Below are 11606 nucleotides of genomic sequence, written 5' to 3'. Positions count from 1 at the left end.
CGCACACGACGGCCCGTTGTCCGAGAGGCGGACGACGGGCCGTCGTGTTGTGCTGGACCCATGGAGATACCGTCCCCGTACGGGGCCTCGGAGACCCACGGCGACGTCCACACGCTCCGTTACGAGCTGTCCCTGCCGTACCCGCAGGAGCGGGTGTGGGACGCCGTCGCGACGCCCGAGGGCCTGCCGGCGTGGCTGGCCGCGGCGGAGCCCTTCGAGCGGCGGGAGGGCGGGGCGATCACGCTGCGCTGGCTCAACGCCGCCGGGCCGGAGGGCACCGGGACGGTCGCGCCCGGCCGCGTGACGGCCTGGGAGCCGCCCTCGGTGGCCGAGTACACCGTCGAGGTCCACGGCCGGATCCGCTTCGAGCTGGAACGGGCACCGGCGAGCGTCGGCGGGACGCTGCTGCACTTCACGAACGAGATGCCGGGCACGGACGACGAGCGGCTCGACTGCCTGGCGGGCTGGCACCACCACTTCGAGTACCTGCTCCAGGCGCTGGCCGGGCATCCGGCGGACTGGCCGACGTGGTCGGTGGAGCGGTGGCGGGAGCTGCGGAGGGAGTACGGGGAGGGGAAGCGGGAGCTCCCCTAGTCCGCGCCGGACGGGCTGAACCAGCCTGTCTGGGGGTTGCCCCCTCCGGGGAGCTTGAGGACACCCGCGCGGCAGCGCGCAAGAAACGGTGAAAGGGCGGGGCGGGGGCAAACACCCTCACCGGCGCGGCCGCCGCCCCCGCTCCTGCTCGGGGAAGCGCTGGGTCGCGCCCGGCAGCGAAGGCCTGGGCAGGTGCGACACCTCCCACCGCGCCTCCTCCAGCTCCCGCTCCGTGTCCAGCGGAAGCCGCGGCACCCGCCGCGTCGGCGCCCCGAAGCCGAACGCCGACGTCAGGTCGCCGAACGTCTTCCGCCGCCACGCGCTGATGTTGGGCTCGCGCACCCCCGTCCACCGTTCCAGGAACCGCAGCGCCGACGTGTGGTCGAAGGGCTCGCCCGCCACCCAGCCGCCCACCGTCCAGGGGGAGACGATCAGGCACGGCACCCGGAAGCCGCCCCCGATCGGCAGTCCGCCGACGAACTCGTCCTTCGTGCCCGTCGGCGGCACCGGCGGCGGGACGTGGTCGAAGAGGCCGTCGTTCTCGTCGTAGTTGAGGATGAAGACGGTCTTGGCCCACACCCTGGGGTTGTCCGCGATCGCCTCGATCTTCCTCGCCACGAAGTCCGCCCCGGCGGCCGGCAGGGAGTCCGGGTGTTCGGACGCCGGGCCGGTCGGGATGATCCAGGAGACCGCGGGCAGCCGGTCGTTGCGGGCGTCGTCCTCGAACGTGCCCTCCGGCAGCCGCCGCATCCCGCGCTCGTACAGCGGGTCGCCGGGCCGCGCGTCCCGGAAGCGCTGGAACCACTCCAGCATGTTGCAGCCGTAGTTGTCCTCCTGCTGGTACACCCGCCAGCTGATACCGGCCCGTTGCAGCCGCTCGGCATAGGTGGTCCAGCGGTACGGCGACGGCATGGTGTTGCTGATGACCGGGCCGCCGTGGCCGCCGCCGGGGTCGATGGTGCCGGTCATCCAGTAGAGCCGGTTGGGCCAGGTGGGCCCGAAGACCGAGCAGTGGTAGGCGTCGCAGAGGGTGAACGTCTCGGCGAGGGCGAACTGGAACGGGATGTCCTCGCGGGTGTGGTACCCCATCACGTACGGCCCGTTCTTCCCGTCCGCCTTGCGGTGCGCGGGCAGCCAGCGGTCCATCTTCCCGCCGTTCCACGCCTCGTGCTGCACGCCCCAGGCGTGGCTGGTGGAGGGGATGGCCTGGGCGCTGGTGCGGCGGGTGTCGAGGCGGAAGGGGAGCAGATAGCCCCTGGGGTTCTCGGGGTCCGGCTGGTGGAAGACGCTCCGGCCGGTGGAGAGCCGCAGGGCGTCGGGGTCGGCGAAGCCGCGCACGCCCTTGAGGGTGCCGAAGTAGTGGTCGAACGACCGGTTCTCCTGCATCAGCATGACCACGTGCTTGACGTCCCTCAGGGACCCCCGCCCGGCCGGGCCGGCCGCCACGGCCCGCTGCACACTGGGCGGCAGCAGTGTCAGCGCGGCACCACCGGCGGCACCGGCGGCGGATCCGAGGAGTCTTCGCCTGCTCATGAACTCGGGCATGCACCCTCCCTGAGGTCGTGTCAGGCCACAGTGTGGCCGCTACGACTCTTCCGGCCCGGCAGTGCCGGGGGCAGGGGGGTGCGGATGAACGGCTTGTCAAATGGCCGTGAAAGGAGGGGAGTTGGCGAACAGGAGAGCGTCGATGGGTTGATCGTATTACCCGATCGAGGGATGACCCGCTGGGCCGTCGGGAGGAGCCGGAACCCCCGAACGGGCCCGTCGCGCTCAGCCGCGGTCGTCGCCGTCGGCGCCCGGCTTGCGGTCCTTGCCCAGGGAGCGGAGGAACTCGGGGTTGTCGTCGGGCGCCACCCAGCCGCCACCGGCCGCGCCGGCGGAGCCCCGCCGTCCGTACGCGTCCGCCGCCGCGCGCGGGCGGCCGACCGCGAACCAGGCGACCGGGCCCAGCAGCACCTCGCCGAAGAGGAGGATGATGATCACCCATGCCGCCTTGGGCAGCTTGCGGACCTCTTCCTCGGGGGTGTTCAGGCAGTCGATGAAGGAGTAGATCCACAGGGCCAGGACCAGCAGGAACGGCAGATACCTGAGCATTGGCCGACGGACCCCCGGAGTGCGGCTGCGGGCCGCGCCGCGGCCCCGTGACAAGGCCAGCGTAGTGCGTGCTCGATACTGGAACGCATGGCTTACGACGATCTCCGCTCGTTCCTCAGAGCACTCGAGCGCGACGGTGACCTCAAGCGCGTCAAGGCCGAAGTCGACCCCCACCTCGAAGTGGGGGAGATCACCGACCGGGTGAACAAGGCCGGCGGTCCCGCGCTGCTCTTCGAGAACGTCAAGGGGTCGGCGATGCCGCTGGCCATGAATGTCTTCGGGACCGACCGGCGGCTGCTCAAGGCGCTGGGGCTGAAGTCCTACGAGGAGATCGGCGAGAAGATCGGCGGGCTCCTCAGGCCGGAGCTGCCGCAGGGCTTCGTCGGCTTCCGGGAGGCCTTCGGCAAGCTGGGCGCGATGGCGCACGTCCCGCCGCGCAAGGTGAAGGACGCGCCCGTCCAGGAGGTCGTCCTCACCGGCGACCAGGTGGACCTCGACGCGCTGCCGGCGCTCTTCACCTGGCCCGAGGACGGCGGCTCCTTCTTCAACCTCGGTCTCACCCACACCAAGCACCCCGAGACCGGCGTCCGCAACCTGGGCCTCTACCGGCTCCAGCGCCACGACAAGCGCACCATCGGGATGCACTGGCAGATCCACAAGGACAGCCGCAACCACTACCAGGTCGCGGCCAAGCGCGGGGAGCGGCTGCCGGTCGCCATCGCCTTCGGCTGCCCGCCGGCCGTCACCTACGCCTCCACCGCGCCGCTGCCCGGGGACATCGACGAGTACCTGCTCGCCGGCTTCATCCAGGGCAAGCGGGTCGACATGGTGGACTGCAAGACCGTCCCGCTCCAGGTCCCGGCCAACGCCGAGGTGGTCCTGGAGGGCTGGCTGGAGCCCGGCCGCATGCTGCCGGAGGGGCCGTTCGGCGACCACACCGGCTTCTACACGCCGCAGGAGGACTTCCCGGCGCTCACCATCGACTGCGTCACCATGCGGAAGCGCCCGCTGCTCCAGTCGATCGTGGTCGGCCGGCCGCCGACGGAGGACGGCCCGCTCGGCCGTGCGACGGAGCGTTTCTTCCTGCCGCTGCTCAAGATCGTCGTGCCGGACATCGTGGACTACCACCTGCCGGAGTCCGGCGGGTTCCACAACTGCGCGGTCATTTCGATCGACAAGAAGTACCCCAAGCACGCCCAGAAGGTGATGCACGCGATCTGGGGCGCGCACATGATGTCGCTGACCAAGCTGATCGTGATCGTGGACGCGGACTGCGACGTCCGCAATCTGCACGAGGTCTCCTGGCGCGCGCTCGGCAACGTCGACTACGCCCGCGACCTCACCGTCGTCGAGGGCCCGGTCGACCACCTCGACCACGCCTCGTACCAGCAGTTCTGGGGCGGCAAGGCCGGCATCGACGCGACGGCGAAATGGCCCGAGGAGGGCTACACACGGGACGGGGGCTGGCCGGAGATGGTCGTCTCCGACCCGGAGACGGCCGCGAAGGTCGACCGGCGCTGGAAGGAGTACGGCCTGTGAGCGCCTCCGCCGCGGCCGCGCCGAGCCCGGGGCGCACCCGCGCCTTCCTCCGGCTCGTGATGATCGAGCACTCCGTCTTCGCGCTGCCCTTCGCCTACATCGCCTCCCTGACGGCGATGTTCCAGAAGGACGGGCGCGTCGACTGGTGGAAGCTCTTCCTGGTCACCGTCGCGATGGTGGGCCTGCGCACCTTCGCCATGGCCTGCAACCGCATCATCGACCGCGAGATCGACGCCCGTAACCCGCGCACGGCGGGTCGCGAACTGGTCACCGGGGCGGTCTCGGTGCGCTCGGCCTGGACCGGCGCCCTGGTGGCGGTGGTCCTCTTCCTGGGCGCGGCGGGGCTGCTGAACCCGCTGTGCCTGGCGCTGGCGCCGATCGCGGTGATCCCGATGGTGGTCTATCCGTACGGCAAGCGCTTCACCGACTTCCCGCACGCGATCCTGGGCCTGGCCCAGGCGATGGGCCCGGTGGGCGCCTGGCTCGCGGTGACGGGGTCGTGGTCGGGCGACGCGGTGATCCTGGGCCTCGCGGTGGGTGTCTGGATCGGCGGCTTCGACCTGATCTTCGGCTGCCAGGACGTGGCCGCCGACCGCGCACATGGCGTGAAATCGACCCCCGCCCGCTTCGGGATCCCGGCCGCGCTGTACGGCGCCCGGGTCTGTCACGTGATCACCACGGCGCTGCTGGTCTGGTACGGGCTGGCGACGCACGCCGGGGCGTTCTTCTGGGTGGGCATGACCGTGGTGGCGGTGGCGTTCGTCTACGAGCACACGGTGGTGCGGCCGCACGACCTGTCGCGGTTGAACAGGGCGTTCTTCACCGTCAATGGTTTTATCGGCATTGCCCTGTTCGTGTGTGCGCTGCTGGACCTGCTGGTGCGGGGCCTGGGCCTGTAGGCCCGGACCGCCGGACACGGCGTGCGGGCCCGTCCGGTTAGGCTCGGCCCCGTGGAGCCGTACGAACACGCAACGCAACAACCGGAGCGCCGGCCCTGGGTGGTCGGCGTTTCCGGCGCGTCCGGGACGCCGTACGCCGCCGCCGTGCTGCGGGGGCTGCTGGCGGCGGGTGAGGACGTGGACCTGGTCGTCAGCCGGGCCTCGCGGCTGACGCTGCTGGACGAGACCGGCATCGCCTTCCGGGACGCGCACTGGCGCGAGGACCTGCGCACCTGGCTGGCCATGGGCGCGGACGGGAAGCCGCAGACGTTCGAGCCCGACGTCTCACGGGTGCGGCACTGGGCGGCCGGGGACCTGGCGGCCGGGCCGTCGTCGGGTTCGTACCCGGTGAAGGGGATGCTGATCGTCCCGGCGAGCACGGCCTGTGTGGCGGGTGTGGCGCTGGGGCTGTCGAAGGATCTGCTGCAGCGGGCCGCGAGCGTGACGCTCAAGGAGCGGCGGCCGTTGGTGGTTGCGGTGCGGGAGACCCCGCTGAGCGGTCAGACGCTCAAGCAGCTGGTGGCGCTCGACGAGGCGGGCGCGATCGTGCTGCCCGCCTCTCCGGCGTTCTACGCGGGGGCGACGCACATCCAGGATCTCGTGGACTTCGTCGCCGGGCGGGTACTGGACGCGGCGGGGGTGCCGCACCGCTTCTACCGCCGGTGGAAGGGGGAGCTGGGTGGCGGTCGCTCCCCGGAGGGGGGTTAGCGCTTCTTCGTGCGGCGCGCGCGGGCCTCGGCGGCCTCGGCGCGGCGGACGGCGGCGGGCAGGTGGGCACGCGAGCGGTTGGCCAGGTCCTGCAGCTCACGCATGCGGGCGTAGGCCATCTCGATCGAGTACACGGGGTTCATCTCCTGAAGGATCGTTGGTGCCATGAACGTTCGGTGAAAGATTTTCGGGGTATCGAACCCCCGATGCCTTAGATTCTACATGCAAGACGGCAAGTTCGCTGATTATTGAAAGGTTCCAGCCATGGACGCGGTGGACAGGCAGCTCATCCAGGCCCTCCGGGAGAACGGCCGGGCCTCGTACGCGGAGCTCGGCAGGCTCGTCGGCCTGTCCGGCCCGAGCGTCACGGACCGGATCAACCGGCTGGAGTCCGCGGGGGTCATCACGGGCTACCGCGCGACCGTCGACGCCGCCTCGCTGGGGCTGGGGGTCACCGCCCTGATCGGCATCCAGCTCTCCGACGCCGCCGACCACGAGGACGTGGCGCGCCGGCTGCGCGACCTGGAGGAGATCGAGGACTGCTGGTTCATCGCGGGCGACGACTCGTACATGCTCAAGGTGCGCGTCGGCGACGTGGACGGGCTGGAGCGCACCATCCGCCGGCTGTCCGGGACCAAGGGCGTCAGCCGGACCCGGACCACGATCGTGCTCTCCACCAAGTGGGAGAACCGGGTGGGAGAGCTGCCCGAGGGCATCTGAGGGCGGGGGAGTAGGCTCGACGGGGCTGTACGGACGAGGAGAGGCGAGGCGGATGGACGCGGGGCTCAAGCGTGAGCTGGAGGAGAAGGTTCGCGCCGGTGAGCGGCTGACCCGCGAGGACGGCATCGCGCTCTACGAGTCCGACGACCTCGCCTGGCTCGGCGGTCTGGCCCATGAGGTGCGCACGCGCAAGAACGGCGACACCGTGCTGTTCAACGTCAACCGGCACCTCAATATGACCAATGTGTGCACGGCCTCGTGCGCCTACTGCTCGTTCCAGCGCAAGCCGGGCGAGAAGGACGCGTACACGATGCGCATCGAGGAGGCCGTCCGCCTGGCCAAGGCCATGGAGAACGACCACCTCACCGAGCTGCACATCGTCAACGGCCTGCACCCCACGCTGCCCTGGCGCTACTACCCGCGCTCGCTGAAGGCGCTCAAGGAGGCGCTGCCGCAGGTCTCCCTGAAGGCGTTCACCGCCACCGAGATCCACCACTTCGAGAAGATCTCCGGGATGCCCGCCTCCGAGATCCTCGACGAGCTGATCGACGCCGGTCTGGAGTCGCTGACCGGCGGCGGCGCCGAGATCTTCGACTGGGAGGTCCGGCAGCACATCGTCGACCACGAGACCCACTGGGAGGACTGGTCGCGCATCCACCGCCTCGCGCACGAGAAGGGCCTCAAGGGTCCGTGCACGATGCTCTACGGGCACATCGAGGAGCCGCGCCACCGGGTGGACCACGTGCTGCGGCTGCGCGAGCTGCAGGACGAGACCGGCGGCTTCCAGGTCTTCATCCCGCTGCGCTACCAGCACGACTTCGTGGACATGAAGGACGGCAAGATCCGCAACCGGCTCCAGGCGCGGACCTCCATGGCCACCGGCGCGGAGGCCCTGAAGACCTTCGCGGTCTCGCGGCTGCTGTTCGACAACGTTCCGCACGTCAAGGTCTTCTGGGTGATGCACGGTCTGCAGACCGCGCAGCTCGCGCTCCAGCACGGCGCCGACGACATGGACGGCTCGGTCGTCGAGTACAAGATCACCCACGACGCGGACAACTACGGCACGCCGAACAAGCTGACCCGCGACGACCTGCTGGAGCTCATCCGCGACGCGGGCTTCCGGCCGGCCGAGCGCAACACCCGCTACGAGGTCATCCGGGAGTACGAGGGCCCGGACGCCGACCGTCGCGAGGCGCCGCAGCCGATGCGGTTCTGATCCGTCGTCCGATGTGACAACCCCGGTGCCCGCACCGGGGTTTTCTCTTGCGCCCCTCGGGGCGGTAATGGTTGCATCGCCCCCATGTCTCTTACCTTCGTCCGTGACCCGCAGATGACCCCGGAGCTTCGTGAGGAGTTCTTCCGGCTCTGGTTCGACGTCTCGCAGGCCGGTGGCGCCGTCGGCTTCATGCCGCCGGTGACCGAGGGGCAGATCCGCCCGGCGGCCCGGGAGCGGGCCGACTCGGTGGCCGCCGGGGCGGTGCGGATGCTCGCCGGGTACGAGGACGGACGGCTGGCCGCCACCGCGTTCCTCAGGCCCAACGACGACTACAAGTCGGCGCACTGGTCCACCGTCATCCTGGTGATGGTGGACCCCGCGCTCCAGGGCGGCGGCCGGGGCCGGCGGCTGATCGAGGAGGTCGTCGCCATGGCCCGGGACGCCGGGCTGGAGGCACTGCACCTGGAGGTGCGCGGCGGCACGGGCACCGAGCGCTTCTACGAGGGGGCCGGCTTCAAGGAGGCCGGGCGGCTGCCCGGCGCGCTGCGGTTCGGCGACGACTACCGCGACAACATCCAGATGTGGCTCCCCCTGGCCTGATCCACTCCTCGCCGTGCTTGACTGGTAGGAGCCGTTTGGTCGCCGCCTACGAAGAAGGTCCGTCCGTGAGTAGCCAGAAGTACGCCTCGCTCCGCTACACCGCACTGCGATTCGGCCTGCTCATCGCCAGCTTCGCCGTCGTCTGGGTGCTCTGCTGGGCGCGGGTGGTCCCGCTGGGCATCGGCAGCTCGAACATCTTCTGGATGGTGCTGCTCGCGCTCGTCATCTCGGCGCCGCTGAGCTGGGTGCTGCTGCGCAAGCAGCGGGACGCGATGGCCGAGCAGGTCGCCGAGCGCGTCGACCGCACCAAGGCGCGGATCACGGCGAACGCCGGCCAGGAGGACTGAGCGCCCGCTCTTCCCGGAAGGTCCCGGAAGGTCCCGGAAGGGGAGGGCGAAGCGGACACAAGGGCGTTATTCATCACATCGCGTTCGGTGGCCGGGCGGGGAGCAACTGTTCCCCGCCCGGCCACCGGCGCGTTTTTTGGTGTCAGGAACGTGCCGGAACCCAAAGAGACCCTTTGGGTTCCTCAAAGTTGCAGTGTTAACGTATCGACATGAAGACAGCAGCAGCGCACCGAACCCCCATGAGTCCCGCGCTCGTGGCGCGCCTGCACGTCGATCTTTGCCGCTGTCTGTCCGCGGCCTGTTGTCGCAGCTGATTCGCGCAACGCCGCCGATCTGCACCACGCGGCCGGAGATCCCGCACGTACGGACCTTCGGCGCCCCGCGCCCTCTTCTCGTCCCGTCTGTCCCCGGAGTTTCCGTTGTCATCGACGCCCCCCGCCAAGGCCCCGTCCCCCGGGCCGCGTTCCGCCCTCGGCCGGATACCCAAGGTGCCCTTCTGGGCCCAGATCCTGCTCGGTCTCGTGCTCGGCGCCCTGCTCGGCTGGGCCGCCCGCAGTGGCGACATCGGCTGGCTGCAGACCACCCTGGACAAGATCGGTGACATCTTCGTCCAGCTGCTGATGGTCGTGATCGCCCCGCTCGTCTTCTTCGCGATCCTGGTGTCCATCACCAATCTGCGGAACGTCTCCAACGCCGCCCGGCTGGCGACCCGCACCCTGCTCTGGTTCATGATCACGTCGCTGATCGCGGTCAGTATCGGCCTGGCGATCGGCCTGCTCACCGACCCCGGCTCGGGCACCGGCCTCACCGCGGCCGACGGCGGCGACCCCAAGAAGAAGGGCTCCTGGCTCGACTTCATCACCGGGATCGTGCCCACCGACGTCATCACGCCGTTCACCCAGCTGAACGTGCTCCAGATCGTCTTCATGGCCGCCGTCGCCGGCGTCGCCGTCCTCCAGGTCGGCGCGAAGGCCAAGCCGCTGCTGGACCTCAGCGAGTCCGTGCTGGAGCTGCTGCAGAAGGTGCTGTGGTGGGTCATCCGGCTCGCCCCGCTGGGCAGCCTCGGCCTGGTCGGCCACGCCATCCACAAGTACGGCTGGGACCTGATCGGCAAGTACGCCACCTTCACCGCCGACATCTACGTCGGCTGTGCCATCGTCCTCTTCGTCGTCTACCCGCTGCTGCTGGCCACCGTCGCCAAGGTCAACCCGCTGCAGTTCTTCAAGGGCGCCTGGCCCGCCATCCAGCTGGGCTTCGTCTCCCGCTCCTCGGTGGGCACGATGCCGGTGACCCAGAAGGTCACCGAGCGCCTCGGCGTGCCGAAGGAGTACACCGCCTTCGCCGTGCCCTTCGGCTCGACGACCAAGATGGACGGCTGCGCCTCCATCTACCCGGCCATCGCCTCGATCTTCGTGGCGCAGGTCTTCGACGTGCCGCTGGAACTGCGGGACTACCTGCTCATCGCCTTCGTCTCGGTGATCGGCTCCGCCGCCACGGCGGGCCTGACCGGCGCGACCGTGATGCTCACCCTGACGCTGTCCACGCTGGGCCTGCCGATGGCGGGCGTGGGCCTGCTGCTGGCCATCGACCCGATCGTGGACATGGTCCGCACGGCCACGAACGTCGCCGGCCAGTCCGTCGTCCCGATCATCGTGGCCTCGCGGGAGAAGATCCTCGACCGCACCGCGTACGACAACGTCTCCGCGTCCGGTCTGGACCGGGACGAGGTCGCACCGCAGCCGGCCGCGGTGACCACGGCGTAAACCTTCGCCAAGTGATCGTTACGGCCTGATGGCCACCCTTGACGTCCCTCCCCTCCGTGATATTACCTGCCGGTAATGTAGCGGGGGCGGAGGGATGTTTGTTGTGACCACTGCACATGTGACCACCGCACAGACGAAGCCCAAGGCCAGGCGGATGCCCCGGGAGGTGCGCGAGCGCCAGATGTGCGACGCGGCCGTGCGGGTCTTCGCCCGGCGCGGCTACAGCGCGGCGTCCATGGACGAGATCGCGGAGCTGGCCGGGGCGTCCAAGCCGCTGGTCTACCTCTATCTGAACTCGAAGGAGGACCTCTTCGGCACCTGCATCCGGCGCGAGGCCGAGGTGCTCCTCGCGGCCGTGCGGGCCGCGGCCCGGCCGGAGGACCCCGCCGAGCGCCGCCTCTGGAACGGCCTGCGCGCCTTCTTCGCGCACACCGCCGAACACCCCGAGGGCTGGGCCGTGCTCAGCCGCCAGGCCCGCTCCCACGGGGAGCCGTTCGCCGGCGTCGTGGCGGAGCTGCGCGAGGGCGTGGTCGACGTCATCGTCGGGCTGATCGAGGAGGCCGCCGCGGTGGCCCCGGACGCCCCGCCGCTGGACGGGCGCGAGGCGTCGGGCCTGGCGTACGCGCTGGTGGGCGCGGCCGAGTCGCTCGCGGACCGGGCGATCGGGGCGCACGGACCGGACGGGCTCGGCGGTGGGGCGGTCCCGTCGGCGCGGGAGGCGGCGGAGACGCTGATGAACGTGGCGTGGGTGGGCCTGGAGAACCTGGTGAGCGGCCGGCGCTGGCCGGCCGTGCGCGAGGTGCCGTCCGGCGGCTGACGTGGAGGTCGGCCGCACCCCCGGGCGGGCTGGAATTCGGACCTCCGGGGCGGGGCGGGGCGGAGCAGGAGCCCTTCCAAAACACCCTTGATCTCGAACACCGTGTCGGCAAAATCGACATGATGTGCGGAAACCGTTAAGGCGCTGTTAAACATTGCCGGTGGATGAATGCGCCGGCCGGAGGGGAAGAAAAGCGAATACGGCTGCCCGATCACCGCACTCATGATCGATGGGCGTGCTGATCAAACAGCAGGAGCCCCGTCCGTCGGA

At 70.3% G+C, this 11606-nt stretch carries 13 protein-coding genes; 10 read left to right on the top strand and 3 right to left on the bottom strand.

Features of this window, described 5'->3' with window-relative positions:
• The first annotated feature begins 60 nt into the window (after positions 1–60).
• Positions 61–594 (top strand): SRPBCC domain-containing protein, encoded by a 534-nt coding sequence (locus AB8735_RS18165; RefSeq protein WP_372408438.1) that lies wholly within the window; start codon positions 61–63, stop codon positions 592–594.
• 117 nt (positions 595–711) lie between these two features.
• On the opposite strand, the gene AB8735_RS18160 is transcribed toward AB8735_RS18165, so the two are convergent.
• On the bottom strand, positions 712–2139 hold the full coding sequence (locus AB8735_RS18160; protein WP_372408437.1) for an alkaline phosphatase family protein: 1428 nt from the start codon (positions 2137–2139) through the stop codon (positions 712–714).
• A 225-nt stretch (positions 2140–2364) separates the two neighbouring features.
• Positions 2365–2688, bottom strand: a complete 324-nt coding sequence (locus AB8735_RS18155; RefSeq protein WP_344031877.1) for a PLD nuclease N-terminal domain-containing protein — start codon at positions 2686–2688, stop codon at positions 2365–2367.
• An 87-nt stretch (positions 2689–2775) separates the two neighbouring features.
• On the opposite strand from AB8735_RS18155, the gene AB8735_RS18150 reads away from it, so the two are divergent.
• The 3 genes from AB8735_RS18150 to AB8735_RS18140 are packed head-to-tail and all read left to right on the top strand — an operon-like array spanning position 2776 to position 5873.
• A complete protein-coding gene (locus AB8735_RS18150; RefSeq protein WP_344031875.1) occupies positions 2776–4227 on the top strand; it encodes a menaquinone biosynthesis decarboxylase in 1452 nt (483 codons plus the stop codon).
• Positions 4224–5126, top strand: a complete 903-nt coding sequence (gene mqnP / locus AB8735_RS18145; protein WP_344031873.1) for a menaquinone biosynthesis prenyltransferase MqnP — start codon at positions 4224–4226, stop codon at positions 5124–5126. Before AB8735_RS18150 ends, mqnP begins: the two co-directional genes overlap by 4 nt.
• A 51-nt stretch (positions 5127–5177) precedes the next feature.
• Positions 5178–5873 (top strand): UbiX family flavin prenyltransferase, encoded by a 696-nt coding sequence (locus AB8735_RS18140; RefSeq protein WP_344031870.1) that lies wholly within the window; start codon positions 5178–5180, stop codon positions 5871–5873.
• Here the strand turns inward: AB8735_RS18140 and AB8735_RS18135 are convergent.
• Complete coding sequence (locus AB8735_RS18135; protein ID WP_344031868.1) at positions 5870–6016, bottom strand: hypothetical protein; 147 nt, start codon at positions 6014–6016, stop codon at positions 5870–5872. The two genes, AB8735_RS18140 and AB8735_RS18135, sit on opposite strands and share 4 nt — an antisense overlap.
• 121 nt (positions 6017–6137) lie before the next feature.
• Between AB8735_RS18135 and AB8735_RS18130 the strand changes: the two genes are divergently transcribed.
• The 6 genes from AB8735_RS18130 (at position 6138) to AB8735_RS18105 (ending at position 11336) form a co-directional block, all read left to right on the top strand.
• The gene (locus tag AB8735_RS18130; protein WP_344031864.1) at positions 6138–6593 is read left to right on the top strand and encodes an Lrp/AsnC family transcriptional regulator; all 456 of its coding nucleotides are present in this window, start codon (positions 6138–6140) and stop codon (positions 6591–6593) included.
• 52 nt (positions 6594–6645) lie between these two features.
• A complete protein-coding gene (mqnE, locus tag AB8735_RS18125; protein WP_344031862.1) occupies positions 6646–7809 on the top strand; it encodes an aminofutalosine synthase MqnE in 1164 nt (387 codons plus the stop codon).
• Positions 7810–7893: 84 nt separating this feature from the next.
• Positions 7894–8409 (top strand): GNAT family N-acetyltransferase, encoded by a 516-nt coding sequence (locus AB8735_RS18120; protein ID WP_344031860.1) that lies wholly within the window; start codon positions 7894–7896, stop codon positions 8407–8409.
• 65 nt (positions 8410–8474) lie between these two features.
• Positions 8475–8756 carry a DUF4229 domain-containing protein gene (locus AB8735_RS18115; RefSeq protein WP_344031858.1) on the top strand — a complete coding sequence of 94 codons (282 nt, stop codon included), beginning with the start codon at positions 8475–8477 and terminating at the stop codon, positions 8754–8756.
• 419 nt (positions 8757–9175) lie between these two features.
• On the top strand, positions 9176–10519 hold the full coding sequence (locus tag AB8735_RS18110) for a dicarboxylate/amino acid:cation symporter (protein ID WP_372408434.1): 1344 nt from the start codon (positions 9176–9178) through the stop codon (positions 10517–10519).
• Between the two features lie 154 nt (positions 10520–10673).
• Complete coding sequence (locus AB8735_RS18105; RefSeq protein ID WP_344021592.1) at positions 10674–11336, top strand: TetR/AcrR family transcriptional regulator; 663 nt, start codon at positions 10674–10676, stop codon at positions 11334–11336.
• Positions 11337–11606: the final 270 nt, after the last annotated feature.

It is taken from the genome of Streptomyces luteireticuli (genome assembly GCF_041519305.1).
Lineage (GTDB): Bacteria > Actinomycetota > Actinomycetes > Streptomycetales > Streptomycetaceae > Streptomyces > Streptomyces luteireticuli.
The sequence above is the reverse complement of the archived record's forward strand: the minus strand, read 5'-3'. Positions and strand labels throughout refer to the sequence as shown.